Origin of the sequence: Sphingomonas sp. SORGH_AS_0789 (assembly GCF_031453055.1) — a bacterium.
GTDB lineage: Bacteria > Pseudomonadota > Alphaproteobacteria > Sphingomonadales > Sphingomonadaceae > Sphingomonas.
This window is the reverse complement of the sequence record NZ_JAVIYV010000001.1, coordinates 471,669-490,713: the sequence shown is the minus strand read 5'-3', so window position 1 is coordinate 490,713 and position 19,045 is coordinate 471,669. Positions and strand designations below refer to the sequence as shown.

16 protein-coding genes are annotated in these 19,045 nt (G+C 66.8%); 12 read left to right on the top strand and 4 right to left on the bottom strand.

The features are described 5' to 3' along the window. Positions 1-284: 284 nt before the first annotated feature. Positions 285-2,972: an aconitate hydratase AcnA gene (gene acnA / locus QE360_RS02175; protein WP_309698957.1), complete on the bottom strand. Its 2,688-nt coding sequence runs from the start codon at positions 2,970-2,972 to the stop codon at positions 285-287. 393 nt (positions 2,973-3,365) lie between these two features. Here acnA and QE360_RS02170 point away from each other — a divergent pair, with 393 nt between their 5' ends. The 6 genes from QE360_RS02170 (at position 3,366) to QE360_RS02145 (ending at position 6,068) form a co-directional block, all read left to right on the top strand. Beyond that, positions 3,366-3,563, top strand: a complete 198-nt coding sequence (locus QE360_RS02170; protein ID WP_307103224.1) for a hypothetical protein — start codon at positions 3,366-3,368, stop codon at positions 3,561-3,563. 152 nt (positions 3,564-3,715) lie between these two features. Further along, positions 3,716-4,261 (top strand): helix-turn-helix transcriptional regulator, encoded by a 546-nt coding sequence (locus QE360_RS02165; protein ID WP_309698954.1) that lies wholly within the window; start codon positions 3,716-3,718, stop codon positions 4,259-4,261. A gap of 53 nt (positions 4,262-4,314) precedes the next feature. After that, positions 4,315-4,662: a hypothetical protein gene (locus QE360_RS02160; protein WP_307103229.1), complete on the top strand. Its 348-nt coding sequence runs from the start codon at positions 4,315-4,317 to the stop codon at positions 4,660-4,662. Between the two features lie 50 nt (positions 4,663-4,712). After that, entirely contained in the window at positions 4,713-5,183 is a 471-nt protein-coding gene (locus QE360_RS02155; RefSeq protein ID WP_307103231.1) for a hypothetical protein, read from the top strand. Further along, positions 5,173-5,631: a hypothetical protein gene (locus tag QE360_RS02150; protein ID WP_309698952.1), complete on the top strand. Its 459-nt coding sequence runs from the start codon at positions 5,173-5,175 to the stop codon at positions 5,629-5,631. The genes QE360_RS02155 and QE360_RS02150 overlap by 11 nt, the downstream gene beginning before the upstream one ends. A gap of 77 nt (positions 5,632-5,708) precedes the next feature. Next, on the top strand, positions 5,709-6,068 hold the full coding sequence (locus QE360_RS02145) for a phasin family protein (RefSeq protein WP_307103235.1): 360 nt from the start codon (positions 5,709-5,711) through the stop codon (positions 6,066-6,068). Between the two features lie 118 nt (positions 6,069-6,186). Here the strand turns inward: QE360_RS02145 and QE360_RS02140 are convergent, their stop codons facing one another. Genes QE360_RS02140 through QE360_RS02130 form a run of 3 tightly spaced genes read right to left on the bottom strand, consistent with a single transcriptional unit; the run spans position 6,187 to position 12,201 of the window. Further along, positions 6,187-7,764, bottom strand: coding sequence for an efflux transporter outer membrane subunit (locus QE360_RS02140; RefSeq protein WP_309698950.1), 1,578 nt, complete (start codon positions 7,762-7,764; stop codon positions 6,187-6,189). Beyond that, positions 7,764-10,991, bottom strand: a complete 3,228-nt coding sequence (locus tag QE360_RS02135; RefSeq protein WP_309698948.1) for an efflux RND transporter permease subunit — start codon at positions 10,989-10,991, stop codon at positions 7,764-7,766. Before QE360_RS02135 ends, QE360_RS02140 begins: the two co-directional genes overlap by 1 nt. A gap of 7 nt (positions 10,992-10,998) precedes the next feature. Then, positions 10,999-12,201 carry an efflux RND transporter periplasmic adaptor subunit gene (locus tag QE360_RS02130; RefSeq protein ID WP_309698946.1) on the bottom strand — a complete coding sequence of 401 codons (1,203 nt, stop codon included), beginning with the start codon at positions 12,199-12,201 and terminating at the stop codon, positions 10,999-11,001. A gap of 251 nt (positions 12,202-12,452) precedes the next feature. On the opposite strand from QE360_RS02130, the gene rpiA reads away from it, so the two are divergent. From rpiA to QE360_RS02100, 6 genes are all read left to right on the top strand, one after another. Next, entirely contained in the window at positions 12,453-13,124 is a 672-nt protein-coding gene (rpiA, locus tag QE360_RS02125; RefSeq protein WP_309698944.1) for a ribose-5-phosphate isomerase RpiA, read from the top strand. Positions 13,125-13,199: 75 nt separating this feature from the next. Continuing rightward, a complete protein-coding gene (gene tkt, locus QE360_RS02120; RefSeq protein ID WP_309698942.1) occupies positions 13,200-15,287 on the top strand; it encodes a transketolase in 2,088 nt (695 codons plus the stop codon). Continuing rightward, complete coding sequence (tal, locus tag QE360_RS02115) at positions 15,287-16,411, top strand: transaldolase (RefSeq protein ID WP_309698941.1); 1,125 nt, start codon at positions 15,287-15,289, stop codon at positions 16,409-16,411. The genes tkt and tal overlap by 1 nt, the downstream gene beginning before the upstream one ends. A gap of 77 nt (positions 16,412-16,488) precedes the next feature. Further along, the gene (gene gnd / locus QE360_RS02110; RefSeq protein WP_307103249.1) at positions 16,489-17,472 is read left to right on the top strand and encodes a phosphogluconate dehydrogenase (NAD(+)-dependent, decarboxylating); all 984 of its coding nucleotides are present in this window, start codon (positions 16,489-16,491) and stop codon (positions 17,470-17,472) included. After that, positions 17,469-18,290 (top strand): Cof-type HAD-IIB family hydrolase, encoded by an 822-nt coding sequence (locus tag QE360_RS02105; protein ID WP_309698938.1) that lies wholly within the window; start codon positions 17,469-17,471, stop codon positions 18,288-18,290. Before gnd ends, QE360_RS02105 begins: the two co-directional genes overlap by 4 nt. After that, the gene (locus QE360_RS02100) at positions 18,287-19,033 is read left to right on the top strand and encodes an HAD-IIB family hydrolase (protein ID WP_307103253.1); all 747 of its coding nucleotides are present in this window, start codon (positions 18,287-18,289) and stop codon (positions 19,031-19,033) included. Before QE360_RS02105 ends, QE360_RS02100 begins: the two co-directional genes overlap by 4 nt. Positions 19,034-19,045: the final 12 nt, after the last annotated feature.

The window sequence follows — 19,045 nt, the reverse complement described above, 5'->3', positions numbered from 1 at the left end:
GCGGAGGACGCAGAGACAGGATCTCGGAAATCGTGCCTTTTTCCATGGGGAGAGAGGGGCAACGCGTCCCCGGGCGGCGACACCTCTGCGTCCTCCGCGCCTCTGCGCGAACCTGATTTTGCCTTGAGAAGCACCACGGCGCGCAACGCTCACGTGAATGGATGACGGGCAAAGCGCGGACCCGGCCACCGCCAAAAACCAAACGCCCGCCCGGACGAATCCGGACGGGCGTCTGATGCCATCGGCAAGAGGAGCGGGCCACCGGCCCGCCCCCGACGGGCGGCTTAGGCCGCCAGCTTGCGCAGCACGTACTGCAGGATGCCGCCGTTCAGGAAATATTCCAGCTCGTTGACGGTATCGATGCGGCACTTGGTCAGGAAGGTCTCGGTCGAGCCGTCCTTGCGGGTCAGGATCACCTCGACATCCTGACGCGGGCGGATGGCCGCCACGTTCTGGATGGTGAAGCTCTCGGTGCCGTCCAGCTTCAGCGTCTCGCGGGTCACGCCCTCGGCGAACTGAAGCGGCAGGACGCCCATGCCGACCAGGTTCGAACGGTGGATACGCTCGAAGCTCTCGGTGATGACCGCGCGCACGCCGAGCAGGTTGGTGCCCTTCGCCGCCCAGTCGCGCGACGAGCCGGTGCCATATTCCTTGCCCGCGATGATGACGAGCGGCGTGCCGTCGGCCTTGTGACGCATCGCGGCGTCATAGATCGGCATCACTTCGCCGTCATACTGGGTCATGCCGCCTTCGACACCCGGCACCATCTCGTTCTTGATGCGGATATTGGCGAAGGTGCCGCGCATCATCACGTCGTGGTTGCCGCGACGCGCGCCATAGGAGTTGAAGTCCTTCTTGGCGACCTGATGCTCCTGCAGGAAGATGCCTGCCGGGCTGTCGGCCTTGATCGAACCGGCCGGGCTGATGTGGTCGGTGGTGATCGAGTCGCCCAGGATGGCGAGCGGCTTGGCCTCGATGATGTCGGTGACGGGCTTCGGCGTCATCTCCATGCCCTCGAAATAGGGCGGGTTGGCGACATAGGTCGAAGCGGCGGGCCAGCTATAGGTGTCCGAGCCGGTCACCTCGATCGCCGACCACTTGGCGTCGCCCGCATAGACGTTGCCGTAGCGCGAACGGAACATCTCGTCGTCGATGTTCGCATCCATCAGGCTGCGGACTTCGTCGTTCGAGGGCCAGATGTCCTTCAGATAGACGTCCTGGCCGTCCTTGCCCTGGCCGATCGGCGTCTCACGCATGTCCTGCGTGACGGTGCCCTTCAGCGCATAGGCCACCACGAGCGGCGGCGAGGCGAGGAAGTTGGCGCGCACGTCGGGCGACACGCGGCCCTCGAAGTTGCGGTTGCCCGACAGGACCGAGGCCGCGACGATGTCGTTGCCGTTGATCGCCTTCGAGATCGGCTCGGCGAGCGGACCCGAATTGCCGATGCAGGTGGTGCAGCCATAGCCGACCAGGTTGAAGCCGATCGCGTCGAGATCGGCGGTCAGGCCCGCCTTGTCGAGATAATCGGTGACGACCTGGCTGCCGGGGGCGAGCGAGGTCTTGACCCAGGGCTTGGGCTTCAGGCCCAGCGCGTTCGCCTTGCGGGCGACCAGGCCGGCGGCGACCAGCACGCTCGGGTTCGAGGTGTTGGTGCAGCTGGTGATCGCGGCGATCACGACGTCGCCGTCACCGATGTCATGGCCACGATCGTCGACCGCGACGCGCTTGGCCTCGTCCTTCTTGTACACCTTGGCGAGGTCGGCGTTGAACACGTCGTCGACTTCGGTGAGGACGACCTTGTCCTGCGGACGCTTCGGACCCGCCAGCGACGGCACGACCGTCGACATGTCGAGTTCCAGCGTGTCGGTGAAGACGGGGTCGGCGGCATCGTCATGACGCCAGAAGCCGTTGGCCTTGGCATAGGCCTCGACCAGCGCGACATTCTCGTCCGAACGCGCGGTCAGGCGCATATAGTCGAGCGTCTTGTCGTCGACCGGGAAGAAGCCGCAGGTCGCGCCATATTCGGGCGCCATGTTGGCGATCGTCGCACGATCGGCGAGCGTCATCGACGACAGGCCGGGGCCGTAGAACTCGACGAAGCGGCCGACCACGCCCTTGGCGCGCAGCATCTGGGTGATGGTCAGCACCAGGTCGGTGGCGGTGATGCCTTCCTGGAGCTTGCCGGTCAGCTTGAAGCCGACGACTTCGGGGATCAGCATCGACACGGGCTGGCCGAGCATCGCGGCTTCCGCCTCGATCCCGCCGACGCCCCAGCCGAGCACGCCCAGGCCGTTGATCATCGTGGTGTGGCTGTCGGTGCCAACCAGCGTGTCCGGGTACGCGATCGCGGCCGAGCCGGTGGCATGCTCGCCGGTTTCGGTCGAGGACCAGATGGCCTGGCCGATATATTCCAGGTTCACCTGGTGGCAGATGCCGGTGCCCGGCGGAACCACCGAGAAATTGTCGAGCGCCTTCGAGCCCCACTTCAGGAACTCATAGCGTTCCATGTTGCGCTGGTATTCGAGGTCGACATTGTCCTCGAACGCCTGCGGCGTGCCGAACTCGTCCACCATGACCGAGTGGTCGATGACGAGGTGGACGGGGACCTGCGGATTGATCTTGGCCGCATCGCCGCCCAGCTTGGTGATCGCGTCGCGCATCGCGGCGAGGTCGACCACGCAAGGCACGCCGGTGAAGTCCTGCATCAGCACGCGGGCCGGGCGATACTGGATTTCGCGGTCCGAACGCTGGGTCTTCTGCCAGTCGACGATCGCCTGGATATCCTCGCGCGTGACGGTCGTGCCGTCCTCGAAGCGCAGCAGATTCTCCAGCAGCACCTTCATCGAGAAGGGCAGGCGGCTGATGTCGCCGAGCTGCTCGGATGCCTTGGCGAGGCTGAAATAATCATAGGTCTTGCCGTCGACGTTCAGCGTCGAGCGGGTCTTCAGGCTGTCCTGGCCTATCGCAGTCATGGGCGTCCCTTCTTGGTCGAGCCGAGCACGCCCGGGGGACACGGCAGCATGCAGCCGCGAGCAGGCGCGCCGGGAATAAATCCGGTAGACGCCAGCGGCCTTAGCAATGGCGGGGCCGACAGGGAAGGGTGTCAAGCTGCGGAAACGCCGTCGTCCCGTCCTTTCCCGCGATGCCCTTTCCCGCAACGATCGCAACCGGCGGTCCTGTCGTGGAAAATCCGTGGAACAGCTGTGCCGAATGACGGGTTGAGCCGTCATGGATGGAGTTCGGATAATGCACGGCCTGATCGTTTCACGATTCCCCGTATCGGATAGGGGGCACGAAGCGGTAACGGCGCGTTCGCCATTGTCCGCGATGCGCCGCGACGCGCGTACCGATGGTGGATGGCGGTGATGGCGAAGGACACGCCCCAATCGCCCCGCCGACCCGACCCGATCGTCGCGGTCGGCCTGCTTACCCAGCGCGATTTGGACGTGCTGGGGTCAGGCTTCCGGCGGTCCTTCCCGGTCCAGGAGGATACGGCGTTCGACGATCTGCTGAAGGCGCTCGACTCGATCGAGGGGATCGCGTCCTCGACCCGGCGCGAGTGAGGCCGGCGGGAGCCGAATCAAATCCTTAAAAATTCGTGTCCTGGCCAGATCGGACGCCAAATCGGACAAGGAGTGTCTTGGCGAGGCACCACTCTCGCGGCTAGGGCGTAGAACGCACGCGGGCGATCCGCCCGGCGTGGCCGGAAAAAGTGATGACCCCCGAACGTTTCGCCCTGTTGACCCGCCGCCATCGCGAATGTCTGCGCGGGGTGAAGGCCTTGAAAGGGTCCAAGGAAATCGCTGCCGAGCTGGGGCTCGGGAAATCCACCGTCGACAGCTATCTGACCGAGGCCGTTCGCCTGCTGGGCGCGCGCAATCGCCGCGACGCGGCCATCGCACTGGCTGATTTCGAGGCCCATGAAAATGACCAAGTCCCTGAAATCGAAGCAGAACCTACCCCGCATAAAATCATACCCGATTCTGCGGGGCTAGTTTCCGAACCGACGCCCATGCCACTTCCGATGGCACCGGATGGGAGTACGGTCGGCGGGGCGGTGCAGGGCGGCCATGTCCACGCATCGCCCCGCTTGTCTCTCCCGGTCCGGCGTCAGGGCCAGGCCCGCAACGACATGACCATGGCCGAAAGGCTGCTGTGGATCCCCACGATCGCCGTCGCGCTCGCCATCGGCTTCGGCATGCTGGCGACGGGACTCGATGTGATGACCCGGGTCATCGGGCGGCTGTCGCACCTTGGCTGACGGCAATGTGCCATGCCGCAGGGAGTGGGCATGGTCGAAATCGGGGGCAAGCGATGATGACCGAACATGAATCGGCACTTCAGGTGACCGAGCTGCTGTGGAAGCTGGAAAACGATCTCGACGCGGCCTTCGCGACGGCGGGCGCATTGGCGATGGCCCTGCCGCGGGCACGGGCCGAGGCGAAGCTGTCGGCGGTCGTCGGCCAGCACGCCTTCGAGATGCTGGGCCAGGCGATGATGGCGATCGGCCAGGCGCGCGGCCATACGGTGCAGAGCCACCGCATCCTCGAGAAGGTCGGCAAGACGATCGGCTTCGACGCCGACGAATATGGCGACAATCGGCCCAAGCCGCCCGAAGTCACCGGCACGGTGTCGCCGATGCCGCTGCGCGCCGCAGCCTGACCCGACAGGCACGGCGTGTCCGACCCATCATCCAGGCAACGGGGCACGCCGTGACTCACGTGTATGTCTTCAACTTCCTGCAAGGGCTGGTCTGCCTCTATGCGCTGACGCTGGGGGGATGGCCCGAGCGCACCACCGCCGTGATCCTGCTATGCGCCTCGGTCGCGACGGTGGTCCTGCCCTTCGATCCGTCGACCAGCTTTCACCGGGTCGAGGCGCTGGAGCTGGGCATCGACCTGGCGTTGATGATGGGGCTGACCGGCGTGGCTTTGCTGGCCAACCGGTTCTGGCCGCTATGGCTGGCCGCGTTCCACCTGCTGGCGGTGGGGATTCACGGGGTCAAGGGCTTCGACCCGGCGCTGATGCCGTGGATGTATGCGGCGGCGGGCGGCAAGCTGGCCTATCCCATGCTCGTCCTGCTGGGGATGGGGGTGCTGCGCCATCGCATCCGGCTGGCGCGCTATGGCACCGATCCCGACTGGACCCTGCCATGGCGGGGCGGCGAGCGGCATGGAGCCTGAATTTCGCCTGCTGCACTGGCCCGAGGCGGATCGCGCGAGCTTCCAGCATTTCGTAGAGGTCATGGCGGACGTGCAGACTCGTATCGCGGCCATTTCGGGGACGCCTGGCGGCGGTGTGCCGGTGCCGCGTGCGCCGCGCGTGCCGACCCCGCGGGAATGCGCGCGGATGATCCTGAACCAGCGGATCGAGCTGCGCCGGATCGCGGGGCCCTGTGCCGATATGTTCGGCGATCCGGCCTGGGAGATCATCATCGCACTGTTCGAGGCGGGCGAGCCGCTGTCCGACGAGGCGCTGCTGAACGCCATCGGCCTGCCGCCGCAGGGTCTGACCGGCCCCCGCTGGATCGCGTTGCTTGTCCAGCGCGGCTGGGTCGGGCGCCACGAGGACGGATTGACGCTGGGCGCGCCCGCCGAGGCGATGCTGGCCCGGTATTTCGCAGGGTTCTGAGCGCGACCGGGCGGGGTGAAACTCCTGACGCGGCCAAGGGTTCAAGGAACACGGGCAAAGGCAAGGAGACGGACGAGATGGCCGAGGATAATGGCGGCGGCGCGGGTGCGATCGGTGGCGACATGGGCACCGGCGCCTTTGCCGACCGGGTGAAGGGCGCGGGCGAGGCGATGCAGGCGACCGGCCAGAAGATGGCCGAGGGCGGATCGCAGGTCACGCTCAAGATGCTGGAACAGGCCGAAACCAACACGCGCGAGGCTTTCGCCGCGATGCGCTCGGCGGCCTCGGCCAAGGATCTGGGCGACGTGATGCGCATCCAGACCGAGTTCCTGCGCGAACAGGGCAATCGCTCGATGGCGCAAGCGCGCGAGATCGGTGAACTGATCGTCCAGTTCGGTCGCGACGCCGTCGGCGCGGCGCGCGGGTCCGGCAATTAGGGCCGATCGACAGTCAGCGATGCCTTATCCTTCCCTCTCCCCTGTCCAGGGGAGAGGGAAGAAGACGCAATCCTGACGGCATCCCGCCCGGCGCGAGAGGCAGCCGGGCGGGATCGCCTCAGCTGGCGGGGCTGACCGGCACCGGGCCGTTGGCCGTCGCCTCCAGCAGCGAGTCGCCGCCCAGCACGCGGTAGAGGGTGACGCGGTTGCTCGCCGCCGTCAGCTGGGTCGCGATCACCGTGCGCTGCGCCGAATAGAGCGAGCGCTGCGCATCCAGCGTGTTCAGGAAGGGCGTGATCCCGCCGCGATAGCTGGCTTCGGTCAGGCGATAGGTATCCGCCGCCGCCGTCAGGAAGCGGCGATTGGCCCCCAGCTGGTCGGCGATCGTCCCCTGCCGGGCCAGCGCATCGGCGGTTTCCTGGAACGCGGTCTGGATCGTCTTTTCATAGGTCGCCAGCGCGGCATCGCGCTGCGCCTCCGAATAGCGGACCCCGGCGACGCCCGCGCCCGCCTGGAAGATCGGATAGCTGACCGACGGCGCGACCGAATAGTTGAAGCTGCCGCCCGAGAAGAGCGAGGACAGCGCCGTGCTGGCAAAGCCGACCAGCCCGGTCAGCGAGATACGCGGGAACAGTGCCGCGCGCGCCGCGCCGATCTGGCCATTGGTCGCGCGCAGCTGATATTCGGCCTGCACCACATCGGGGCGGCGCAGCAGGATACCCGAATCGAGCCCGGCGGGCAGGGTGGCGATGGTGGGGGCGGCCTCCTCGATCGACGCGGGCAGCAGACTGGTCTCGATCGGTGCGCCGACCAGCAGTTGCAGCGCGTTGACGTCCTGCGCCACGGCGGTCTTCTGCTGCGCGAGATCGGCCTGCGCGGTGGCCAGCACCTGTTCGGCCTGCCGCAGGTCGGTGCGCGGCGCGATGCCACCCTCCAGCCGGGCGCGGGTCAGCGTGACGCTGCGCTCGGCACTGGCGGCGGTCTGCTGCGCGATGGCGAGCAGGCTTTGGTCGGCGCCATAGTTCAGCCAGGCATCGGCGATATCGCCGACCAGCGTCAGCCGGGTCGCCCGCGCCCCCGCCTCGGTCGCGAAATAACGGTCGAGCGCCGCGCCGGTCAGCGACCGCACGCGCCCGAACAGGTCCAGCTCGAACGCGGTTGTGCCCAGATTGACCGACCAGGCGCTGCCATTGCCGCCCGAGCCGGTGACGATCGAGCCGCCGGTGCCCCCGGTGCCGACACCCGTCCCGGTTCCGCCGGTGCCGACACCGCCCGTGCCCGTGCCCGTTCCGCCGGTTCCGGTGCCTGTGCCGCCATTGCCGACCGCCTGGCTCGCCGCGCCGCCCGATCCGCGATCGGTATAGCTGTAGCGGCCAGTCGCATCGACCTGCGGCAACAGGCTGGCGCGCTGGATGCGATATTGCGCCCGCGTCGCGGCGATGTTGGCGGCCGCCACGCGCAGGTCGCGATTGTTCGCCAGTGCCTGCGCGATCAGCCGTTGCAGCCGCGCGTCGCGGAAGATGTCGCTATAGCGCACGCTGGGCAGCGCCGCCTCCGACTGGCGGAGATAGGCATCGCCGACCGGCCACGAGGCTGGCACCGGCAAGGCGGGCTGGACATATTTGGGCGCCATCGAACAGCCCGACAGGGCGGTGGCGGCCAGCAGGATCGCGGGCAGGGGGGATGGAATACGCATCAGGCCTTCTCCGCGCCTTCGGTGGCGGCGGGACGATGCCCCGCGCCATGCTCGCTCGTCGGACGCCCACGCAGACGGGCCAGGCCGTTGCGCACCGACCGGCGGACCAGCACGAAGAAGAGCGGGATATAGAAGATCGCGAGCACGGTCGCCGTCAGCATGCCCCCGATCACCGCCGTGCCGATCGCGATCCGGCTGTTCGCGCCCGCGCCGGTCGAGATGGCGAGCGGCAGCACGCCGAAGATGAAGGCGAAGCTGGTCATCAGGATCGGCCGCAGGCGGATCTTGGCCGCCTCCAGCGCGGCGTCGATGATCCGCTTGCCCTGTTTCTCCGCCTGCTCGGCGAACTCGATCATCAGGATGGCGTTCTTGGCCGCCAGCCCCATCGTCGTCAGCAGGCCGATCTGGAGATAGACGTCGTTGGTCAGCCCGCGCAGCGTCACGAAGGCGACCGCGCCGATCAGGCCCAGCGGGATGACCAGCAGCACCGCGAACGGGATCGACCAGCTTTCATAGAGCGCGGCCAGGCACAGGAAGACGACCAGGATCGACAGCCCGTACAGGATCGGCGCCTGCCCGCCCGACAGCCGTTCCTGATAGGACAGCCCCGCCCAGGCGACCGAGGTGCCGGGAATGTCCGCCGCCAGCTCGGTCATCCGCTGCATCGCGTCGCCCGAGCTGTAGCCCGGCGCGGCCGATCCCTGGAATTCATAGGAAGGGATGCCGTTGAACCGCGACAGGGTGGTCGGCGCCACGCCCCAGTTGATCGTCGAGAAGGAGGAGAAGGGCGCCATCTGCCCGCTCGACCCGCGCACGAACCATTGCTTCAGGTCCTCGGGCTCGGCGCGGTACGGCGCGTCGCCCTGGACATAGACGCGCTTCACGCGGCCCCGGTCGATGAAGTCGTTGACATATTGCCCGCCCCAGGCGGTGGACAGCGTGCTGTTCACCTGTTGCTGCGAGAGGCCGAGCGCGGACAGCTTCTGCTGGTCGAGATCGACGCGCAGCGTGGCGATGTCGGGCAGCTCGGTCAGGCGGACCGAGGCCAGCTTGGGATCGGCATTGGCCTTGGCGAGCAATTCGTCGCGCACCGCCTCGAACTTCTCCAGCGGCATGCCGGAGGTGTTCTGCAACTCCATGGTGAAGCCGTCCGACTGGCCCAGGCCGCGCACGGCGGGAGGGACCAGCGCGAAGACCTGTGCGTCGCGCAAGCCCCGGAACGCGGCGGAGGCGCGGCCGGTGATCGCATCGGCGCTGTTTTCCTTGCCCTTGCGATCGGCCCAGTCGACGAAGTTGATGAAGCCCTGGCCGGTATTCTGGCCGCTGGTGCCGCCACCGCCGCCGCCCGCGACCGAGAACAGCACCTGGACGTTCTTGCCCTCATGCTGCGCGAAATATTGCTCGACGCGGCGCTGGATCTCCATGGTGCGGTTCTGCGTCGCACCGGCGGGCAGGCGGAACTGGACGATCGCCGCGCCCTGGTCCTCGGTCGGCAGGAAGCCGGTGGGCAGGCGCAGGAACAGGATCGCCAGCAGCGCGACGACGCCGACATAGATCAGCAGGAACAGCCATTTGCGGTCGACCACGGTGCGCACGGCCGAGACATATTTCTCGACCGTCCAGTCGAATCGGCGGTTGAACCCGTCCTTCGCGCGCTGGAGCCCATGCGCCACGCGTGGGAATTTGCGGTCGAGCCAGGCGCCGTCCTCGCCCTCCTTCGCCTTCTGCTTGAGCAGCGTCGCGGTCAGCGCGGGCGACAGGATGATCGCGACCGCCACCGACAGGATCATCGCCGAGACGATGGTGATCGAGAACTGGCGATAGATGACGCCGGTCGACCCGCCGAAGAACGCCATCGGCAGGAACACCGCCGACAGGACCAGCGCGATGGCGACCAGCGCGACGGTGATCTCGCGCATCGACTCGATCGTCGCCTCGCGCGGGGTCATATCCGGATTTTCCTCGAGCAGACGCTCGACATTCTCCACGACCACGATCGCGTCGTCGACCAGCAGACCGATCGCCAGCACCAGCCCGAACAGGGTCAGCGTGTTGATCGAGAAGCCCGCCATGTAGAAGATGGCAAAGGTGCCCAGCAGCACCACCGGCACCGCGATCGTCGGGACCAGGGTCGCGCGCCAGCTTTGCAGGAAGACGAACATGACGATGACGACGAGGATGATCGCCTCGATCAGCGTCTTGACCACCTCGTCGATCGACAGCTTGATGAAGGCGGTGGTGTCGTTGGCATAGGCGACCTTCAGGCCCGGCGGAAAGCCCTTGGCGACGCGGGTGATCTCGGCCTTGACCAGCTCGGCGGTCTTCAGCGCGTCGGCGCCCGGCGCCATCAGCACGGCGATACCGGCGCCCGGATGCTGGTTGATCCGGCTGACCGCGGCATAGCTTTCCGCGCCCAGCTCGATCCGCGCCACGTCGGACAGCTTGACGGTCGCACCGTTGTTCAGCGTCTTGACGATGATCTCGCGGAATTGCTCGGGCGTCTGGAGCCGCGACTGCGAGGTCACGGTGGCGTTGAGCATCTGGGTCGAGGCGGAGGGCGTGCCGCCGACCTCGCCCGCCGCGACCTCGGTGTTCTGGTTCTGGATCGCGGTGGTCACGTCCGAGGGCATCAGCTGGTACGAGGCCAGCTTTTCCGGGTTCAGCCAGATGCGCATCGCATATTGCGATCCGAACACGTTGGTGTCGCCGACGCCCTGGATACGGCCCAGCGGGTCCTGGAGATTGGAGACGAGATAGTCGGAGACGTCCTGGTTCGTCATCCGGTTCGTCTCGTCATAGACGCCCGCGATCAACAGGAAGTCGGGGTTCGACTTGCGGACGACCAGCCCTTGTTGCTGCACCTGTTGCGGCAGGCGCGCGACCGCCTGCTGGACCTGGTTCTGGACCTGGACCTGCGCGATGTCGGGGTCGGTGCCCTTGGCGAAGGTGGCGGTGATCGACACCGAGCCGCGGCTGGACGAGGAGGACTGGAAATAGAGCAGCCCGTCGATGCCGGTCAGCTGCTGTTCGATGACCTGGGTGACCGAGTTTTGCAGCGTCTGCGCCGAGGCGCCGGGGAAGGTGGCGCGGATCGACACCTGAGGCGGGGCGACGTCGGGATATTGCGCGATGGGCAGGCCCATGATCGCGCCGACGCCCGCCAGCATGACGATGATGGCAAGGACCCAGGCGAAGATGGGACGATCGATGAAGACGCGGCTGAGCATGGTCCGGTCAGCCCGCCTTGCCCTTGGCGGCCTGCATCGTCTTCATCTGTTCGGGCGAGGGAGGCTGGACCTTTTGCGGGCTGTTGGCGGGCACCGCGCGCACGCTCTGGCCGTCGCGCAGGTTGGCCAGGCCCTGGGTGATGATGCGATCGCCCGGCTTCAGCCCGTCGGTGACCACCCAGAAGCTGCCCTGCGTGCGTTCGGCCTTCACCGTCTTCTGCTGCACCTTGTCGTTGGGGCCGACGACGAACAGCGTCGCATTGCCCTTCGCGTCGCGCGACACCGCCTGCTGGGGGACCAGATAGGCGCTGGTGTCGATCGCCTGCGCGAACCGCGCGCGGACGAACATGCCGGGCAGCAGCAGCCCCTGCGGATTGGGGAAGCGCGCGCGCAGCGTCACGGTGCCGGTCTGCGGATCGACCACCGCCTCGGCGAATTCGACCGTGCCGACCTGCCCGTAATCGGTGCCGTCCTCCAGCCGCAGCCGGACCTGCGCGCTGGCGGGGATCAGGCCGTCGCGCGCCGACAGGCTGCGCCGCAGCGACAACAGGTCGCTCGCCGATTGCTGGATATCGACGAAGATCGGGTCGAGCCGCTGGATCTGCGCCAGCGGATCGGTCTGGTTCGAGCTGACCAGCGCGCCGACGGTGAACAGCGAGCGGCCGATCCGCCCGCTGATCGGCGCGGGGACGGTGGTGAATTGCAGGTTCACCCGCGCCGTCTCCAGCGCGGCGCGGGTCTGGGCGACCTGGGCCGCCGCCTGGCGCGCGCTGGCCTGGGCGTTGGTATAGTCCTGCTTCGAGATCGCCTCGATCTGCGCCAGCGGGCGATAGCGTTCGGCCTGGATTCGCGTCGCCTCGGCATTGGCCTGCGCGCTTTGCAGGTTCGCGGCGGCCTGGTTGGCGGCGGCGCGATAGAGGCGGGGATCGATCTCGTAGAGCGGCTGGCCGCGCTTGACGAGCGCGCCCTCGGTGAACAGGCGGCGGCGGATGATGCCGGTCACCTGCGGCCGGACGTCGGAGCTTTCAAAGGCGCTGGTCCGCGCGGCCAGTTCGGTCACGATCGGGGCGTTGGTCGGCTGCACGGTCACGAAGCCGACGGTCGGCGTCGCCTGCGCGCCATTGCGTCCCTTGGCGGCGCCACCCGCTTCCTTCCCGCCGCATCCCGACAGCGTCAGCAGTGCGACGGCCATGGCCGTACCGGCGAGCATGCCGTGCCCGCGAAAACCTGCAAAGTTCAATTCGTCCACCTGCCTGAAAAGTCCGGCCGCGCGCCCGGCATGCGCGAAAATGCGCGACCGGGACGAAACGTTGCTGAGCGCCAACAAATTGCACGCGGCGGGTCCGAAAAGGCAAGCGATGATGGCCTAATTCCCCTGCCTTAATTGTCGCAAATTGTCGCGCTGCGGCAAAACCGCACCGGGTGGGGAGCCTTTGCGTTTCTCAAGCATTTTCAAACGACATGACCGATCGCGATGCCGATAAGCGCCTGGCCGCTGCCGCAGCGGTCGATGAGGTTTGCGACAACATGCTCGTCGGACTGGGAACGGGATCGACGGCCGTCCATGCCATCGCCGCGCTGGCCGCCCGAAAGCTGAGGATCGACGCCGTCGCCACCTCCGAGGCAAGCGCCGCGCTGGCGACGTCGCTGGGGATCCGGGTGCGCGATTTCGCCACGGTCTCGCGCGTCGACCTGGCGATCGACGGCGCGGATGCGATCGATGCGCGGCTGCGCGCAGTCAAGGGCGCGGGTGGCGCGATGCTGCGCGAAAAGGTCGTGGCGGCGTCCGCCGACCGGATGATCGTGATCGCTGATGGGTCAAAACGCGTGGCCCGTCTGGGCGGCGCGGCGCTGCCGGTCGAGATACTGCCCTTCGCGACGGCCTTTGCGACGTCGCGGCTGGCGCAGCTGTTCGTCCGCTGCGTCGAGCGACAGGATTACCGGACCGACAATGGCAATATCGTCGTCGACGGCCATGGCTGGGACGATGCGGTCCCGCATGCGCTCGCGGACGCGCTGATGGCGATCCCCGGCGTCGTGGGGCATGGCCTGTTCCTCAGCGAAATCGATGCCGCCTATATTGCCGACGACGGAATCGTTACCCGGCTGGAACGGGGGCGGAACCCGCGCTAAGGCCGGTGGCGCATGGCAACCAGGATCGTTCGCGCCCGCGTGCGGTCACATATACGAAGGATGAGGCCAGATTCCATGACCGATGCCACCACCAACGCCGTGGCCGACACCCATCTGCATGAAGATGGGTCGATCGAGCGCCTGACCATCGACACGATCCGTACCCTGTCGATGGACGCGGTGCAGCAGGCCAATTCGGGCCACCCCGGCACGCCGATGGCGCTGGCCCCGGTCGGACATACCATCTGGTCCAAATTCCTGCGCTATGACCCCGCCCATGCCGACTGGCCCAATCGCGACCGTTTCGTGCTGTCGGTCGGCCATGCCTCGATGCTGCTCTACTCGCTGATCCACCTCGCGGGGATCGAGGAGATCGACGCGGACGGCAACAAGTCGGGCAAGCCCGCGCTGAGCCTGGAGGACTTGAAGGGTTTCCGCCAGCTCAACTCCAGGACGCCGGGCCATCCCGAATATCGCCACACCACCGGCGTCGAGACCACGACCGGCCCGCTGGGCGCGGGCTGCGGCAATTCGGTCGGCATGGCGATCGCCGAGCGCTGGCTGGCCGCGCATTTCAACCGCGAGGGTTTCCCCGTCTTCGACCATGACGTCTATGTCGTGTGCGGCGACGGCGACATGATGGAGGGCGTGGCGTCGGAAGCCGCCTCGACCGCCGGGCATCTCAAGCTGTCCAACCTCTGCTGGATCTACGATTCGAACCAGATTTCGATCGAGGGCGGCACCGACATCGCGTTCAACGAGGATGTGGGCAAGCGGTTCGAGGCCTATGGCTGGAACGTGCTGCATGTCGACGACGCGAACGACGTCGCCGCCCTGACCGCCGCGCTCGACACCTTCAAGGCGACCGAGGACAAGCCGACCTTCATCGTCGTCAAGTCGGTGATCGGCTATGGCAGCCCCAAGGCGGGCAGCGAGAAGGCGCATGGCGAGCCGCTGGGCGAGGAGGCGATCCGCGCGACCAAGAAGGCCTATGGCTGGCCCGAGGACGCCAGGTTCCTGGTCCCCGACGGCGTGCGCGAAGCCTTTCAGGGCGCGATCGAGGCACGGGGCAAGCCGCTGCGCGACGAATGGGTCGCGATGACCGATCGCTACCGCGCCGCATATCCCGAACTCGCCGCCGAACTCGACGCGATGCTCGCCGACAAGCTCCCCGAGGGCTGGGACAGCGACATCCCGGTGTTCGAGGCGGATGCCAAGGGCATTGCCAGCCGCGACTCGGGTGGCAAGGTGCAGAACGCCATCGCGGCCAAGGTGCCGTGGCTGATCGGCGGTTCGGCCGACCTCGCGCCCTCGACCAAGACTCTCATCAAGGACGGCGGCTCGTTCCAGCCGGGCAGCTATGAGGGGCGCAATTTCCACTTCGGCGTGCGCGAGCATTCGATGGGCGCGATCGTCGACGGCATGGCGCTGTCGCACCTGCGCTCCTATGGCGCGACCTTCCTGGTCTTCTCCGACTATATGCGCGCGCCGATCCGCCTCGCCGCGATCATGGAGATCGGCGCGGTGTTCGTCTTCACGCACGACTCGATCGGCGTGGGGGAGGACGGCCCGACCCATCAGCCGATCGAGCATCTGGCGACGCTGCGTGCGATCCCCGGCCTCGACACCATCCGCCCCGGCGATGCGAACGAAGTGGCCGAGGCATGGCGCTGCGCCGTCGAGTCGGCCAGCCACCCGACCGCGCTGATCTTCTCGCGCCAGGCGCTGCCGACGCTCGATCGCGGTAAGTACGCGCCTGCCTCGGGCGTGAAGAAGGGCGGCTATGTCCTTGCGGATTGCGACGGCACACCCGACATCATCCTCATCGCAACGGGGTCGGAACTGTCGCTGGTGACGGACGCCTATGAGACGCTGAAGGCCGATGGCATCAAGGCGCGCGTCGTCTCGCTGCCCAGCTGGTATCGCTTCGAGCTGCAGGACGCCGAATACAAGGAAAGCGTCCTGCCGAAGGGCGTGACCAAGCGTCTGGCGGTCGAGCAGGCCGGGTCGATCGGCTGGGACCGCTATGTCGGGTTCGACGGTCGCACGATCACCATGTCGACCTTCGGGGCGTCGGCGCCGCTCGCCAAGTTGCAGGACAAATATGGCTTCACCCACGACAATGTCGTGAAGGTGGCCCGCGAAATGCTGGAGACCAAGTGATGAGCAAGCTGTCGGAACTGGGCGCCAAGGGCTGCGCCCCCTGGCTCGATTTCGTCGATCGCAAGTTCCTCGAGGCGAAGGGCTTGGAAAAGCTCGTCGCCGAGGACGGGCTGACCGGCGTCACCTCCAACCCGTCGATCTTCGAGAAGGCGATGGGGCATGGCGACGCCTATGACGGCACGCTGGCGGCGTTCGACAAGGAAAACCCCGGCGCGGCGACCATCGACCGTTACGAACATCTGGCGATCCAGGACATCAAGGCGGCGGCGGAAACGCTGAAGCCCGTCTATGACCGTCTCGACGCCAAGGACGGCTATGTCAGCCTGGAAGTGTCGCCTTACATTGCCGACGACACCGATGCGACCATCGCCGAGGCCGAGAAGCTGTGGCACGCGGTCGACCGCGCCAACCTGATGATCAAGATCCCCGGCACCGACGCCGGCGCACCCGCCATCTCGGCGACGATCGCCAAGGGGATCAACGTCAATGTCACGCTGCTCTTCTCGCAGGCCGCCTATATCAAGGTGGCCGAGGCCTATGCGGCCGGGCTGGAAGAGCGGGTCAAGGCCGGGCAGCCGATCGACCGGATCGCCAGCGTCGCCAGCTTCTTCATCAGCCGCATCGATTCGGCGATCGACAAGAAGATCGACGAGCGCGTCGCCGCTGGTGATGCGGAAGCCGAGGCGCTTAAGGCCGTGCGCGGCAAGGTCGCGATCGCCAATGCCAAGCTGGCCTATCAATGGTATCTGGACTTCCTGAAGTCCGACCGCTGGCAGGCGCTGGCCGCCAAGGGCGCGCAGCCGCAGCGGCTGCTCTGGGCGTCGACGGGCACCAAGGACCCGTCCTTCCCCGACACGCTCTATATCGACACTCTGATCGGGCCGGACACGGTCAACACCATGCCGCCCAAGACCATGGACGCCTTCCGCGACCATGGCACGGTGGCCGAGACGCTGACCGCCGATATCGACGAGGCCAAGCATGTTCTGGCCGAGGCCGAACGGCTGGGCCTGGACCTGGACGGCGTGACCGGCACGCTCGTGGCGGAGGGGGTGGCCTCCTTCGTCAAGGCGTTCGACGATCTGCTCGGCGCGATCGGGCAGAAGCAGCCCGCGACGGCCTGATCCGACAGGCCCCCTTCCCAGGACGGGAAGGGGGCCTTTCACTTTCTAACGACATCAAGAACATAATGGAGTTCCGCATGAAGATCGGTCTGGTCGGCCTTGGCCGCATGGGTGGCAATATCGCACGCCGCCTGATGCAGGCTGGGCATCAGGTGGTGGCCTGGGATCGCAGCGAAGAGGCGGTGCAGACGCTCGCCAAGGACGGCGCCGAGGCGGCCACGGGGCTGGAGGACATGGCCACCAAGCTCGCCGACAAGGCGATCTGGTGGGTGATGCTGCCCGCAGGCGGCCCGACCGAGGACACGATCGCGGAAATCGCCAAGCTGGCCAAGGACGGCGACGTCGTGATCGATGGCGGCAACAGCTTCTACAAGGACGATATCCGCCGCGCCAAGTCGCTGGCCGAACAGGGCATCCATTATGTCGATGTCGGCACCTCGGGCGGCGTCTGGGGCCTGGAGCGCGGCTATTGCATGATGATCGGCGGCGACAAGGAAACGGTCGACCATCTCGACCCGATCTTCGACGCGCTGGCGCCGGGGCTGGGTGACATCGTCCGCACGCCGGGCCGCATCGCCGAAAAGGTCGATCAGCGCGCCGAGAAGGGCTATATCCATGCCGGTCCCGCCGGTGCCGGTCACTTCGTCAAGATGATCCACAACGGCATCGAATATGGGCTGATGCAGGCCTATGCCGAGGGCTTCGACATTCTGAAGTCGAAGAACAGCGACAAGCTGCCCGAGGATGAGCGTTTCGACCTGAACCTGACCGACATCGCCGAAGTGTGGCGTCGCGGCAGCGTCATTTCGTCCTGGCTGCTCGACCTGACCGCGATCGCGCTGGCCAAGGACGAGATGCTCGAGCAGTTCTCGGGCCATGTCGCCGATTCGGGCGAGGGCCAGTGGACGATCGACGCCGCGATGGAGGAGAAGGTCCCGGCCAACGTCCTGACCGCCTCGCTCTTCGCGCGCTATCGCAGCCGGGTCGATCATACCTATGGCGACAAGGTGCTGTCGGCGATGCGCTTCGGCTTTGGCGGCCATACCGAAATCCCGCAATGAGCGGGGCCATCCGGCTTGTCGTGTCGGATGTCGACGGCACGCTCGTCGACCCCGACAAGAAGCTGCGCGCCGCCACCATCGCCGCCGTCAAGCGGCTGGAGGCGGCGGGGGTCGGCTTCACCATCATCAGCGCCCGGCCCCGGTCGGGGCTGGGATGGCTGGCCGACGAGCTGGCGATCGATGCGCCGATCGGCGCGTTCAACGGCGGGACCGTGTTCCGCCGCGACGGCCGCGTCGATGCGCAGTTCCGGGTGCCGGTCGCGGTCGTGAACGACGTGCTGGCGATGGCGGCGGACAATAACGTCGCCATCTGGGTCTTCGCCAACGATCGCTGGTATGCCAGCAGCGATGAAGGCACCCATGTCGAGCATGAGCGCAAGGCTTCGTCGCAGGAGCCGGTGATCACGCAGGACTTTGCCGCGCTGGTCGACAAGGTCGACAAGATCACGCTGGTCAGCGACGATGCCGATCTGCTGCGCGGCCTGCACGAAAAGGCGAATGCGGCGCACGGGACCGAGGCGACCATTGCCCAGTCGCAGACCTATTATCTCGACGTGACGGCGCTGGCCGCGAACAAGGGCGACGGCGTCGCGACACTCGCCAAGGCCTTTGGAGTTCCCCTCGAACAGGTCGCAGTATTGGGCGATCAGGCCAATGATCTTCCCATGTTGACACGCGCCGGGTTGCCGATCGTGATGGCGAATGCGCCGGACGCTGTTAAGGAACAGATATCGGTACACACCCGTTCCAACGCGGACGACGGCGTGGCCTATGCCATCGATACCTTCATCATGCCCAGAATCGGAGTGTCTTCATGAAGCAACTGGTTGCGTTCGACCTCGACGGTACGCTGGCCGAAAGCAAACAGCCCCTGGGCGAGCCGATGGGGGAGGCGCTGGCCGACCTGCTCGACGTCGCGCATGTCGCGGTGATCTCGGGCGGGGACTGGCCGCAATTCGACAAGCAGGTGGCCAGCCGCCTGCCCGAGCGCGCCGACCGCACCAAGCTGTGGCTGATGCCGACGACCGGCACCAAGCTCTACACCTATCAGGACGGCGGCTGGACCCCGGTCTATGCCGAGCTGTTCGACGATGCGACCAAGGCGAAGATCCTGGAGGCGTTCGACGCCTCGCTGGAGGCGACCGGCTTCGTGCCCGAGCAGACCTGGGGCGAGCGGATCGAGGATCGCGGCAGCCAGATCACCTTCTCCGCGCTCGGCCAGCAGGCGCCGATCGACGCGAAGGAACATTGGGACCCCAAGTTCGAGAAGCGCAAGGTCATCCAGGCCGACCTGAAGCAGCGCCTGCCCGGCCTGTCGATCAACATGGGCGGGGCGACCTCGATCGACATCACCCGTGAGGGTGTCGACAAGGCCTATGGCCTCAAGAAGCTGCGTGACGCCAGCGGGATTCCGCTCGATACGATGATGTTCATCGGCGACGCGATCTTCCCCGGCGGCAACGACTATCCGGCCAAGGAACTGGGCCTCGATACCGTCCGCGTGCGCGACCCCGAGGAGACGCTGGCGGTGATCGCGGGGATCGTCGCCTGTCTGAAGTAAGCACGACCGCGT